This window comes from Tateyamaria sp. ANG-S1, from assembly GCF_000814025.1.
Taxonomy (GTDB): domain Bacteria; phylum Pseudomonadota; class Alphaproteobacteria; order Rhodobacterales; family Rhodobacteraceae; genus Tateyamaria.
The window spans coordinates 840070-852261 of sequence record NZ_JWLL01000006.1 but is presented as its reverse complement, the minus strand read 5'-3'; the positions used below and the strand labels follow the sequence as shown (position 1 = coordinate 852261).

The window sequence follows — 12192 nt, the reverse complement described above, 5'->3', positions numbered from 1 at the left end:
AGAAAACGTGAACCCCACCGTACGGTCTGCTTTTCTCCAAATCGCTGTCCCCGCGGGGACACCACCTGACGTCCCCGCGGGGACAGCAATAAAAACACGACCTCTGGGAGGAGACAGACCATGAAATTCCTGACCGCCGCCGCCCTGGCCTTGACCGTCAGCGCAGGCGCCGTGGCCGCTGCCTGTGACGATGGCGAAATCGTCATCAAGTTCAGCCACGTCACCAACACGGACAAGCACCCCAAAGGCATCGCCGCCTCGCTCCTGCAAGAGCGCGTGAACGAGGAAATGAACGGTAAGGCCTGCATGGAGGTGTTCCCGAACTCGACCCTCTACAACGACGACCAGGTGCTCGAAGCCTTGCTGCAAGGCGACGTCCAGATGGCAGCACCCTCGCTGTCGAAATTCGAGCAATTCACCAAGCAATTCCGCATCTTTGACCTGCCGTTCATGTTTAAGGACATTGACGCCGTTGACGCCTTCCAGGCCTCCGAAACGGGTCAGGCGATGAAGGAAAGCATGACCCGCCGCGGTCTTCTGGGCCTCGCATTCTGGCACAACGGCATGAAGCAGATGTCGGCCAACACACCGCTCAACTCGCCCGCAGATGCGAACGGGCTCAAGTTCCGCGTCCAGAACTCCGACGTGCTCAAGGCACAGATGGCAGCCCTTGGTGGTTCGCCCCAGCCAATGGCGTTCAAGGAAGTCTACGGCGCGCTGCAAACCGGCGTTGTGGACGGGCAGGAGAACACGTGGTCCAACATCTACGGCCAAAAATTCTTTGAGGTGCAGGACGGCATCACCGAGACGAACCACGGCATCATCGACTACCTCGTCGTGACAGGCACCGATTTCTGGGACGGTCTGCCCGACGACGTGCGCGACCAGCTGTCGACCATCCTAGCCGAAGTGACCGAGACCCGGAACGGCGAGTCGACCCGCGTGAACGAGGAAGCCAAGCAAGCGATCATCGACGCCGGTGGCGTGGTCCGCACGCTGGATGCGGCCCAACGCGAAGAATGGGTTGCCGTGATGAAGCCCGTCTGGGACCAGTTCAAGGACGACGTCGGTCAAGAGAACATCGACGCGGCACAGGCGTTCAACGCCGCCACGAACTAAGGCCAAGTCCTGACGTTCCCGCGCCTCGGGGCTTTGATCCCGGGGCGCCCATTTCCCAATAAAACCTGAGGTTTCCGTGATGTCCGGGGCGTATGCACCCAAAGGGCCTGTGGGCCGCTTTGTCCATGAATTCGAAGAAACGATGATCGCGCTGCTGCTCGCTGGCATGACCATCGTGACCTTCATCAATGTCGTGCTGCGCTACGGCTTCAACACCGGGCTGATCTGGGGCCTCGAGATGGTGACGTTCCTGTTCTCGTGGCTGATCCTGTTCGGTGTGTCTTACGCCGTGAAGATCACCGCGAACCTTGGCGTCGATGCCGTCACCAACCTTTTCTCAAAAGAGGTGCGCCGCGTCCTCGCGCTGATCGCCGGGGCCATCTGCATCGTCTATGCCTTCCTGCTTTTGAAAGGCGCGTGGGACTACTGGGCCAACTTCGCCAACCTGCCGCAGACGACGGGGCGCTGGTTCCCCACCGGGTTTGAAGAGATGAAGCGCACGTCCTTCCGGGGCTGGTACGAGGTGGTGGACATCCCCATGCCCGAGTGGCTGCGCTGGATCGAGCCGCTGATGAACGAGGGCGAGGAATACGAGAAGATTCCGCGCTTCATTCCCTATTTCATCCTGCCCTTTGGCATGGCGCTGCTGCTGTTTCGCTTTGTGCAGGCATTCGTCCGCGTTTGGACGGGTGAGAACACCTCCTTCATCGTCAGCCACGAAGCCGAGGACGCCATCGAAGACGTCCGCCACATGAACGCCGGAGACTGAACCCATGGAAGTCGCTATTCTTTTTGCGCTCGTCATCGGGCTGATGCTGATCGGCGTGCCGATTGCGGTGAGCCTCGGTTTCTCGTCCATCCTGTTCTTGCTGGTGCTGAGTGACACGTCGCTCGCCTCCATCGCGCAGACGTTGTTCCAGGCGATGGCGGGGCACTACACGTTGCTCGCGATCCCGTTCTTCATCCTTGCCTCGACCTTCATGTCGACGGGCGGGGTGGCGAAGCGGATCATCCGGTTCTCCATTGCCATCGTGGGGCATTTTCCCGGTGGTCTGGCGATTGCGGGCGTGTTTGCCTGCATGCTCTTCGCCGCTCTCAGCGGCTCATCGCCCGCGACCGTCGTTGCCATCGGCTCCATCGTGATCGCAGGGATGCGGCAGGTGGGGTACACCAAGGATTTTGCCGCCGGTGTCATCGCGAACGCAGGGACGCTGGGCATCCTGATCCCTCCGTCGATTGTGATGGTGGTCTATGCCGCCGCTACTGACGTGTCCGTTGGGCGGATGTTCTTGGCGGGGGTCATTCCGGGGCTGATGGCGGGCACCATGTTGATGGTCACCATCTATGTCATGGCCAAGGTCAAGAACCTGCCTAGGGGTGAATGGCTGGGCTGGGGTGAGGTCTGGGAATCCGCGCTGCACGCCTCTGGCGGGTTGTTCCTGATCGTCATCATTCTGGGTGGCATTTACGGGGGTATCTTTACGCCGACCGAAGCCGCTGCGGTGGCCGCCATCTATGCGTTCCTGATTGCCGTCTTTGTCTATCGCGACATGGGGCCGCTGGCGACGCCGGAGGGGGAGCGAAACCATTCGCTGTTGTCAAAGCCCTGGGCCATCGTCACGGCATTCGTTCACCGTGACACCAAGAACGCGCTGTTTGAGGCGGGCAAGCTGACGGTCACGCTGATGTTCATCATCGCCAATGCGTTGATTTTGAAACATGTTCTGACAGATGAGCAGATCCCGCAGCAGATTGCGTCGGCCATGCTGGATGCGGGCTTTGGTCCCGTGGTGTTCCTGATCATCGTGAACGTGATCCTGCTGATTGGGGGGCAATTCATGGAGCCGTCGGGCCTGCTGGTCATCGTGGCACCGCTGGTCTTTCCTATCGCGGTCGAACTGGGGATCGACCCCATTCACCTTGGGATCATCATGGTGGTGAACATGGAGATCGGGATGATCACGCCGCCCGTGGGGCTGAACCTGTTCGTGACCTCTGGCGTTGCGGGGATGCCGATGATGCGGGTGGTGAAGGCGGCGCTGCCGTTCCTGGCTGTCCTCTTCGTGTTCCTGATCATGGTGACGTATATTCCGGCCATTTCGACGTGGTTGCCCACGCTGATGATGGGGCCGGAGGTGATCATCAACTGACATGAATGACGCCTTCGGCGACACGATTCATTTTTTCGGACGAGGGGGCTGTCTGCCCCCTCGAGCTCCCCCGAAAGTATTTTTGGCCAGAAGAAAGGTTAAGAGGCGGCCAGCGCGTCGATGATGGGCTGGAAGTTGGAGGCGTTTAGCGAGGCACCGCCGACGAGGGCGCCGTCTACATTCTCTGCTTCGAAGATTTCGGCTGCGTTTATTGGTTTGACGGAGCCGCCGTAGAGGACCCGCATGTGTGCGCCTGCGTCGCCGAAGCGGGCGGTGAGTTTTTCGCGGATCATGTCGTGGGTTTCCACGATTTGTTCCATGGTGGGGACGCGACCGGTGCCGATGGCCCAGATGGGTTCGTAGGCGATCACTGTGTTCTCTGCCGTCGCCGCGTCGGGCGTGGAGCCGTCGAGTTGGGCGGCGATGATGTTGAGGCAGTCGGGGCCGAGCCGTTCTTCTTCGCTTTCGCCGATGCAGATGATGGCGGTGAGACCTGCGGCGTAGGCGGCTTCGGCCTTGGCGCGGACCTGGGCGTTGGTTTCGGCGTGGTCGGCGCGGCGTTCGGAGTGGCCGACGATGACGGACGTCGCGCCTGCGTTCTTGAGCATGGCGGCGGCGACGTCACCGGTATGCGCGCCGGATGCGTTGGCGTGGCAGTCCTGGCCGCCGATTTCGACCTCGCTGCCTAGCGTGACGTCGGCGGCGCGGGTGAGCAGCGTGCTGGGCGGGCAGATCAGGATTTGCGGGCCGTTCTCGCCGCCGGTGAGCGTGGAGAGCTCTGCCAGCATTTCGGGTGTGCCGTTCATCTTCCAGTTGCCTGCTGCCAGTTTGCGCCGCATGTCAGTCTCCGCTTTTAGTGGTCGCGGTGGTCCTAGCATTGGGGTGCGCCTTGCGCTAGGGCTGCGCCAAAATGGAGGGCGTGACATGATCCCACGGTTGGATGCGGCGGCTTTGGCGGCAGGCGATGCGGAGAGTCTGGCCGCGCTTGGTGAGGCGGCGACGGGGGTTGGCTTTGCCACTGTCTACAACACCGCCCTGTCTACTGAACGGGTCGAGGAGGCAATTGAGACATACGCAGCGTTCTTTCATCTGCCGGAGGCTGAGAAGCGGGCTGTGGACATGGCCCGGACCGGGTCGAACCGGGGGTGGGGCGCGCCGGGATCGGAGCAGGTCGATCCGGATGCCAACCCCGATTACAAGCAGTTCTTTGATGTGGGGTTTCAATTGCCCGAGGGGCATCCCCTTGGGGACAAACGGTTTTATGCGCGGAACCTGTGGCCGGACGATCCCGCGTTTAAGCGTGTGATTTCAGCGTATTACGGCGATGCGTTGGATGTGGCGAAGGGGCTTTTGCGCGCCATTGCTCGGTCCATCGGGGCGGATGCGGCGCATTTTGATGGGGCGTTTGAGACGCCGATGGCGCTTTTGCGTGGCAACTTTTATCCGGCGCGGCCCGATTGGGCCGGGGCGAAGGATTTCGGGATTGCGACGCATACGGATTACGGATGTTTGACGCTCTTGGCGACGGATGGGGCGCCGGGGTTGGAGGTGCGGAAGCGTGGCGGCGGGTGGATCCCGGTGAGTGCGCCGCCGGGGGAGTTCATCATCAACTTCGGTGAGATGCTGGAGTTTTGGACTGGGGGCCGGGTGAAGGCCACGCCGCATCGGGTTGTGGGCGGGTTGGCCGAGCGGATTTCGATCCCGATGTTTTTCAACCCGAGCTATGATGTGAATGTGGCGCCTGAGGGGGCGGGGCAGGTTATGTTGGCTGGGGATCACTTGTCGGCGCGGTTTGAAGAGACCTATGTGCATTTGCAAGGGAAGTCATAGGGTTGAGGTGCGCAGTGAATGCGCACCCTACAGGTGTTGCAGTGCTTCGCGGGCGAGGTCCGAGGCTTCTTCGCCGTCTTCGAGCGCGCTGTCGGGCATGATCCAATAGGGCATTGCGGTCTCGGATTTGCCGGGGCGTTGGTAGGTCCAGCGTTCCATGTCGAGGGCGTCGTAGCGGGGGATCATGTCGCCCTGGCCCTTCAGCATCAGGCGGCCATCGCGCATCATTACGGCGAAGATCGTGCCGTCGGAATAGACGCCGATGCCGCCGAACATTTTGCGGGTAGAAAGGTCGGGTACGCCGGAGAAGAGGTCAAGGACGTGGTCGATCTCTTCCGCCGTGAGGGCCATATCAGCCTGCGTTTTGTTCGGCTTGCAGTTCTTCGACGTCCTTGAACGAGATGCTTTCGCCGCAGCCGCAGGCGTCGGTCACGTTGGGGTTGTTGAACTTGAAACCCGACTCCAACAATGACGTTTCGTAGTCGATTTCGGTGCCGAAGAGGAACATCTGCGCCATGGGCGCGATCATCACGCGCGCGCCGTCCTGTTCGACGGTTTCGTCGTTTGGGTCGGCTTCGTCCACATATTCCATGGTGTATTCCATGCCTGCGCAGCCGCCCTTTTTCACGCCGATGCGGAGGCCGGAATGGCCTTCTTTCTCCATCAGTTTGGAGATTTGCGCAGCGGCGCGGTCGGTGATGGTCACGGCCTGTTTGCCGGGGATGGAAAACATGGGAACCTCCGGGGTTATCCGACCGATAAGGTAGGGCTTTCGGCGGCATCCCGCAAGGGGCGGGGGCGTTTGAGGAAAGCGCTGATGGCGTCGAGGGCGGCGCGGATCGCTGGGTCGTGGCGGGTGTCCTGGTGGCAGACGAGCCATTCTTCGGACGTGAGCGCGTCAACGATGCCGGAGACGCGGATCAGCCCTGGTGCTGTGTCGGCGGCGAAGGTGGGCAGGACGACGCGGCCCACACCGCTTTGCGCGAGCGCCATGCGCACCTGCGGGTCATTGGAGACGGCGACCATGTCGTCGCCATGATGGGCGATTGTCCAGGCCTCGGAGGGCAGGGTGGCGGTGTCGTCGCTGGGGCCGATCCAGCCTTTGATGTCCTCGGATACCGCATAGACGGCATGTTCCACGAACCCGGTGCGGCGACCGGCGAGCCAGTCGTGATTGGGGCGGCGGTTGCGGATGCCGATGTCGACCTCGCGCCGTTCGATGTCCATGTCGAGGTTGCAGCTAACGAATTCGGGGGTCCAGCGGTCGCCTTGGCGCCAGTAGGTGTCGAGGTGGCGGGCGAGGTAGAGCATGGTCCAGGTGCCCGCAGAGATACGCACGCGGGGCGGGCCGGATTGGGCGGCGGACCAGTGGGCGATGCCGCGGGCTGCGGCCTCCATCTTTTTGGCTTGTTCGAGCAGGGCGCGCCCTTCGGTGGTGGGGGTGTAGCCCGCGGCACCATGAGCGAAGAGCCTGCGGCCGGTCCGTTGTTCAAGGGCGGTCATGCGGCGCGAGAGCGTGGCCTGGCTGAGCCCCGTCTCATGCGCGGCACGGGCGAGCGAGCCGTGGCGGGCCACGGCGGCGAAGAGCCCGTAATCTGTCCAATCGGTGATTTGCATGATTGCAAGTCTAGGTGCGAAACCGGGGTCTGACAATGCGGATCTCGCTGCGCCATATAGGGTGCAGAACGAAAGGACATCCTATGCTACATCTTTACAAGTCAATGGAAACGCAAAGTATTTACACCCAAGAGCAGCGCCTATTTGCAGAAATGCAAGAGGCAGAGCAAAATCGCAAGCGCAGGCAGCGCCGCCGTCGGGTGTTGATGTGGATTTTGCGCCGCCTGTGAGCCAAAAAAGGGCCGCCGGGGGGACCGGCGACCCTTTCGAGCCTGTGGTGCGCGGGGATGGCGCGGGTGTACGGGTTACAGGCCCATGCAGTTTGCGTAGTAGGTGACCGTGGCAGGCCAGTCGGAGAAGACGCCCACGACACCCACGTCCTGCGCCAGCACGTCCAGCAATTCGTAATAGACGCCGTCATGGGTGGTCGCCTCGGCAATGGACTGGAAGTACCAGCCGCCGCCCGAACCCAGTGGGCCGGAGCGTTCGAGTGTCCACGTGATGATGTTCAGGCCAGCGGCTTTGGCCTCCTTGGCGTAGGCCGAGGGGACGATCTGGCCGTCTTCCATTGTGACCAGCATCCAGAGCGGGGGGGCCACGTAGCGTACGCCACGCTCATAGAGGCTTTCCATGCTGTCGGGGTAGGTAGCGGGGTCGTTCGCGTCGAACCCGTCGATGTTGTAGCTGTCGTCGAGATAGACGGCCTGTGCGCCGAATTCGGGTTCGGCTTCGATCCAGTAAAGCACGTCTTCGAGGTTGAAGCTTTGCAGCCAGACGTCGGAGGCGGGGATGCCTGCGGCCTTGTACTCATCGACCAGCTTTTGGGCGTAGTCTTCCTGGCTGAAGCCATTGTGGGGCATCTCGACCGAGGGGGTTTTGAGCTCGGGCGTGAACTTGGCGCCGAGGTAGGCGAAAAGCTCGATGGATTCGGCGTGAGTCATCAGTTGCGCGCCGTCGGTGTAGAGGTCGGTACGCCAGCCTGCGATGCCGCCTTGAAACTCCTCGGCCGTGGTGGCGGAGGCGTCGGAGCTGTCCATTTTCGGCGTCAGTGTCTGGAATTCGGCGAGCGTCAGTTCCGATGTGCGGCACTCGGCGGTTGCGTCCGTGTCGCCGCTGGCGGGCGAGAAGGGGGTGACGCAGGTGTCGGCCAGATCGGTGAGCAGGATGTTGGTCGTGGTGTGCAGGTCGTTCTGCGCGTGGCGGCAGACCAGTTCGTGATCTTCGGTAAAGGTCACGTCACATTCGAGGATGCCTGCGCCCATGCGGGCGGCGGCCACGTTCGATTCCACGGTGTGTTCCGGGAACATCATGGGCGCGCCGCGGTGGCCGATGGAGAAGTCGGATTTGGTGGGCGTCTGGCCCTGGCAGCTTTGCAGCTTCGACTTCAGCTCGCCCTCGGGCAGCTTGTCGATCAGGTAGGCGGGGCGGGGGCCGTAGTCGATGGCGACGGGAGCGGTCTCGGCAAACAGGGCTGCTGGGGCCGATGCGAGCAGCAGGCAGGCGGCGGTGAAACGCATGTGTATTATCCTTAGAAGGGTCTTAACCCCGCTAGGATGACGCCTGCGTGTGACGGTTTATCAATATCTGGATGATGGTTTTGTAACGGTGGGCGATGGGCCGCCGATTACATGAAGCCCAGTTCCAGCCGCGCCTCGTCCGACATCATCTCCATGCCCCAGGGCGGCTCCCATGTGAGTTCCACGTCGACCTGTTTCACGCCCGGCAGCGGTTCAACCGCATCCGCGACCCAACCGGGCATTTCGCCTGCGACGGGGCAGCCGGGGGCGGTGAGCGACATGATCACCTTGACCTCGTTCTCGGGCGAGATGTCGATCGTGTAGATCAGGCCGAGTTCATAGATGTTCACAGGAATTTCGGGGTCGTAGACCGTGCGGCACGCTTCAACCACCGCCTCGTGCAGCGGGTGGTCGGTGGAGGAGGGCGCGATCAGCGGCGTGCCTTCCATCTGGTCTGTGGGCTGGTTCATGGTGACCCCGTACTGGTTCCTGACCGTTTATATAGGGAAACGGGATCAGGGGGTAAAGGGTTTGGATGTCGGCTGCACCCAACTGGCGGTGGTCCAGCCGACACCCTTTCCGGCACGCCTGCCGGAGCTCTGTTTACGACTCGGTGGCTTCGTCGGCCGTAAACGGAATGGAGGAGTGGTGCAGGACGATCTTCATCTCGCCGTCGTCCATTTGCTGGATGCCAAAGGTGTATTCGACCTTGATCTCTTCGCCATCGGTCGTGGTGAAGAAGTAGTTGCCCATAGCCATGGCGGTGTCGCCGATGATGGTCGTGCCTTCGTTCTCCCAGCGCACGGCGGTGTAGGGTGCTATGGCAAAGCCGCCGTCTTCTTCGATGCTGCCGCCGACGAAGTAGGACAGCGCCTCGTCAAAGGTGCCGCGGAATTGGTCTTCGCTGGCGAGGGTGGGTTTGAAGAGAACGTCCGCGTCGCCATAGGCATAGAAGGTTTCGATATGTTCGCGTGCGGCGGCCTCGTAATCGCCGCCATCGGTGTGGATCTGGCCGATATTCACGATCCCTTCGCCCCAGGCGGTTTTGAATTCGGTCACTTTTTCTGGGGTCAGCGCGTGCTTGTCCGCTGATCCGGCCAGGCCTGCTGTTGCGGCGAGGGCCAGGGCGGAGGTCAGGGTGAGTGTCTTGAGCATACGGTTCTCCTTGGGTTTGGCGTCCGTCTGAGGACGTTGTGGCAAAGAGGTGGGGAAGGCCCCGTGCTACTTCCAATTGAAAGAAGCGCGGTTGCTCATAGATTTTTTGCATGGATGGCGCAGGCAATCCGCGTCTGTGCGGCTGCACCTAATTCGGTCAAGCATGGACTTGCGGTAATTTGGGCGCACCCGTTACAGGTGCGCCCGCCCTCCGTGAGTGGTGCACAAGTGCTGTGTGGGGGGCTTTGTGAGGGGCGTTTGTTGCATGCTGAGAGAACCACGCTGCGGGGCGGCGCGGTTGAGCGTGCTCACATGTCGTGGGCGGTCTGCTGATTTGCTGAGCATGTGATGGGCAAGGCGAACGCCACGGCATGTGCCGGGTGCGTCAAAGGACATCGGAGTCCGGTCCTGGGTCGCCCATCTATTGGACATGTGGTGCCCCTAAAAAGAGTTAAAAAAGATGTTCTTTCCTACGTGTCATACAGCTTTGATGCTTAACCCATGGTAAGCAAGTCGGCTGTTCCGCAGCAGGCGAGCCCTTGCCCATGCGGCGGCAGCGCTTTGCCGAAAGTGCGTTGAATGTGGGAAATCTGTGCGAAATCGGAGTCAAATACGCAGTGCGGTGCCGGATGTTGCCCGCATCGCTGCCTATTCTTTGTGCAGGTGCTTCGCCGGGTTGGAGTGACGCGATGTCCGGCGCGATCTGTCCCGGCGTGTAGGACCGGCCATGGTTTGACCCGAGAAAGCGCCTGTTCTCGTGCCGCTGCGCCGGGGCTTGGCTTTTGCGTTTTCGCGCGGCATGAGGAGCCATGAGCAGTTTCTCCTTTGACTTACAGGCCACCGACGGGCGCGCGCGCACGGGTGTGATTTCAACGCCGCGGGGTGATATCCGAACACCTGCGTTTATGCCGGTGGGCACCGCCGCCACGGTCAAGGCGATGATGCCGGAAAGCGTGCGGGCCACGGGTGCGGATATTCTGCTGGGAAACACCTATCACTTGATGCTGCGCCCCACCGCCGAGCGGATTGATCGTCTGGGTGGCTTGCACACGTTCATGAACTGGGAGCGTCCCATTCTGACCGACAGCGGCGGGTTTCAGGTGATGAGCCTGGCCGGGTTGCGCAAGCTGACCGAGGAAGGCGTGACCTTCAAATCCCATATCGACGGGTCGAAGCACGCCCTGACGCCGGAGCGGTCGATGGAGATCCAGCGCCTGTTGGGGTCGGACATCGTGATGTGCTTTGACGAATGCCCGGCGCTGCCTGCGGACCGGACCCGTATTGCGGACAGCATGCGCCTGTCGATGCGGTGGGCGCAGCGGTCGCGAGACGCCTTTGGCGACCGGCCTGGTTACGCGCTGTTTGGTATCCAGCAGGGTGGGCTTGAACAGGATTTGCGGGAAGAGAGTGCCGAAGCGTTGAAGGGCATCGGGTTCGAAGGCTACGCCATTGGCGGGCTGGCTGTGGGTGAGGGGCAGGAGGCGATGTTCGGCTGTCTTGACTATGCCCCCGAACAACTGCCCGTAGACAAGCCGCGCTATCTGATGGGCGTGGGCAAGCCCGATGACATCGTTGGGGCCGTGGCCCGCGGCATCGACATGATGGACTGCGTGCTGCCGTCGCGGTCGGGGCGGACGGGCCAGGTCTTTACCCGCCGGGGGGTGATCAACATCAAGAATGCCCGCCATGCAGATGATCCACGCCCACTGGACGAGGACTGCAACTGTCCTGCATGCAGCAACTACTCCCGCGCCTATCTGCACCATGTGTTCCGGTCGAACGAGATGATCGCGGGCATGCTGCTGACTTGGCACAACCTGCATTACTTTCAGGAGATCATGCAGGGGATGCGCGATGCTATTGCGGCGGGCACGTTCGAGGCGTGGCAGGCAGATTTCCACGCGATGCGCGCGCGGGGAGATATTGAGCCACTGTGACCCTGTGCGCATGGAGGTCAGGAATACCTCCATCGTCTGTCGGCCTCGCCATGAATATAGTCATGGATGTCACGCACCCTGGGGGGGACCGCCATGCAATTTGCCCTGTTTTCGTTTGTCTGGTTTTCAGTATCTGCTTTGGCGGTCCTCGCTCTCGTGTGAGTGATGGGGTTGGTGCGTCTTGGGCGTGCCATCCCCTCTGATCAGCCCGCGACGAGTGCCAGTGCCCAGCCCGCCATGCCGATTTGCGCCAGTTGGATCGCGACGCTCAGCCCGTGCAGCATCTTGAACCGTCCCGCATTGCCGCTGTCGGTTGCAGCGTTGATTTGCAGCATCAGCATTTGCCGCGTATAGGCCGTGCTGAGGGCTATGGCGAACAAGAGCCACGCGGCCAGCGCGCTGGTCGGATAAGCGGCCGCCCCGGCGACCGCCGAGGTCGCGATGACCCACAGATAGTAGTGCGGAAACGTGTTCCGGATGCCGTGCCGCGCGTTGTCGGGCCCATAAACGGCAAAGAGCACGGCGGCAAAGCCGAAGGAAAAGAGCGTCATTCCGCCAAAAAGCAGGGCGGTGAGCAACAAAGCGACTGTGGACATGGGTCAAATCCTCCTGAGCGGTGGGATTTAGGCCGTCTGCCCAAGGATCAAGCAGACCCCGGGCGCGCGGATTGCCGCACAAGTGCGCGCCTTGCCGATCATATTGCGGCGGGCAGGTCGCAGACCACGATAATTTGTTCCAAAAAACTGGGGACAGTTTGCCAGGCCCCATTGCACCCTTGCCCTGCGGACGTCAGGATACACCTTGACACGCATGGGCCAAGATCACAGATCAGACAGTCCGAACCACGGAGACAGCCATGGGTTGCCG

At 61.6% G+C, this 12192-nt stretch carries 14 protein-coding genes; 6 read left to right on the top strand and 8 right to left on the bottom strand.

Annotation, left to right across the window (positions count from 1 at the left end; translation table 11 throughout):
* Nucleotides 1–120 precede the first annotated feature (120 nt).
* The 3 genes from RA29_RS15540 to RA29_RS15530 all read left to right on the top strand — a co-directional run bounded on the left by RA29_RS15540 (nucleotide 121) and on the right by RA29_RS15530 (nucleotide 3269).
* Complete coding sequence (locus RA29_RS15540; RefSeq protein WP_039687406.1) at nucleotides 121–1119, top strand: DctP family TRAP transporter solute-binding subunit; 999 nt, start codon at nucleotides 121–123, stop codon at nucleotides 1117–1119.
* Nucleotides 1120–1198: 79 nt separating this feature from the next.
* On the top strand, nucleotides 1199–1888 hold the full coding sequence (locus tag RA29_RS15535; protein WP_039687404.1) for a TRAP transporter small permease: 690 nt from the start codon (nucleotides 1199–1201) through the stop codon (nucleotides 1886–1888).
* A gap of 4 nt (nucleotides 1889–1892) precedes the next feature.
* Nucleotides 1893–3269, top strand: coding sequence for a TRAP transporter large permease (locus RA29_RS15530; protein ID WP_039687403.1), 1377 nt, complete (start codon nucleotides 1893–1895; stop codon nucleotides 3267–3269).
* A 98-nt stretch (nucleotides 3270–3367) separates the two neighbouring features.
* Here the strand turns inward: RA29_RS15530 and tpiA are convergent, their stop codons facing one another.
* Nucleotides 3368–4108 carry a triose-phosphate isomerase gene (tpiA, locus tag RA29_RS15525; RefSeq protein WP_039687401.1) on the bottom strand — a complete coding sequence of 247 codons (741 nt, stop codon included), beginning with the start codon at nucleotides 4106–4108 and terminating at the stop codon, nucleotides 3368–3370.
* Between the two features lie 85 nt (nucleotides 4109–4193).
* Between tpiA and RA29_RS15520 the strand changes: the two genes are divergently transcribed.
* Entirely contained in the window at nucleotides 4194–5099 is a 906-nt protein-coding gene (locus RA29_RS15520) for a 2-oxoglutarate and iron-dependent oxygenase domain-containing protein (protein WP_039687399.1), read from the top strand.
* A gap of 27 nt (nucleotides 5100–5126) precedes the next feature.
* On the opposite strand, the gene RA29_RS15515 is transcribed toward RA29_RS15520, so the two are convergent.
* From RA29_RS15515 to RA29_RS15505, 3 genes are read right to left on the bottom strand one after another with little or no spacing between them, the layout of a single operon-like run.
* Complete coding sequence (locus tag RA29_RS15515; protein ID WP_039687397.1) at nucleotides 5127–5450, bottom strand: TfoX/Sxy family protein; 324 nt, start codon at nucleotides 5448–5450, stop codon at nucleotides 5127–5129.
* 1 nt (nucleotide 5451) lies between these two features.
* Nucleotides 5452–5832 carry an iron-sulfur cluster assembly accessory protein gene (locus RA29_RS15510; RefSeq protein WP_039687395.1) on the bottom strand — a complete coding sequence of 127 codons (381 nt, stop codon included), beginning with the start codon at nucleotides 5830–5832 and terminating at the stop codon, nucleotides 5452–5454.
* A gap of 14 nt (nucleotides 5833–5846) precedes the next feature.
* The gene (locus tag RA29_RS15505; RefSeq protein ID WP_052249679.1) at nucleotides 5847–6716 is read right to left on the bottom strand and encodes a LysR family transcriptional regulator; all 870 of its coding nucleotides are present in this window, start codon (nucleotides 6714–6716) and stop codon (nucleotides 5847–5849) included.
* A gap of 83 nt (nucleotides 6717–6799) precedes the next feature.
* Here RA29_RS15505 and RA29_RS23260 point away from each other — a divergent pair, with 83 nt between their 5' ends.
* Nucleotides 6800–6946, top strand: coding sequence for a hypothetical protein (locus RA29_RS23260; RefSeq protein ID WP_193743541.1), 147 nt, complete (start codon nucleotides 6800–6802; stop codon nucleotides 6944–6946).
* A 75-nt stretch (nucleotides 6947–7021) separates the two neighbouring features.
* Here RA29_RS23260 and RA29_RS15500 read toward each other — a convergent pair whose 3' ends face one another.
* From RA29_RS15500 to RA29_RS15490, 3 genes are all read right to left on the bottom strand, one after another.
* Nucleotides 7022–8233: a glycerophosphodiester phosphodiesterase family protein gene (locus tag RA29_RS15500; protein WP_052249678.1), complete on the bottom strand. Its 1212-nt coding sequence runs from the start codon at nucleotides 8231–8233 to the stop codon at nucleotides 7022–7024.
* A 107-nt stretch (nucleotides 8234–8340) separates the two neighbouring features.
* Nucleotides 8341–8703 carry an SUF system Fe-S cluster assembly protein gene (locus tag RA29_RS15495; protein ID WP_039687393.1) on the bottom strand — a complete coding sequence of 121 codons (363 nt, stop codon included), beginning with the start codon at nucleotides 8701–8703 and terminating at the stop codon, nucleotides 8341–8343.
* A gap of 133 nt (nucleotides 8704–8836) precedes the next feature.
* Nucleotides 8837–9388 carry a phosphoribosyl-AMP cyclohydrolase gene (locus RA29_RS15490; protein WP_052249707.1) on the bottom strand — a complete coding sequence of 184 codons (552 nt, stop codon included), beginning with the start codon at nucleotides 9386–9388 and terminating at the stop codon, nucleotides 8837–8839.
* Between the two features lie 809 nt (nucleotides 9389–10197).
* Here RA29_RS15490 and tgt point away from each other — a divergent pair.
* The gene (gene tgt, locus RA29_RS15485) at nucleotides 10198–11325 is read left to right on the top strand and encodes a tRNA guanosine(34) transglycosylase Tgt (RefSeq protein ID WP_039687391.1); all 1128 of its coding nucleotides are present in this window, start codon (nucleotides 10198–10200) and stop codon (nucleotides 11323–11325) included.
* 203 nt (nucleotides 11326–11528) lie between these two features.
* On the opposite strand, the gene RA29_RS15480 is transcribed toward tgt, so the two are convergent.
* The gene (locus RA29_RS15480) at nucleotides 11529–11921 is read right to left on the bottom strand and encodes a DUF4149 domain-containing protein (RefSeq protein ID WP_039687389.1); all 393 of its coding nucleotides are present in this window, start codon (nucleotides 11919–11921) and stop codon (nucleotides 11529–11531) included.
* Nucleotides 11922–12192: the final 271 nt, after the last annotated feature.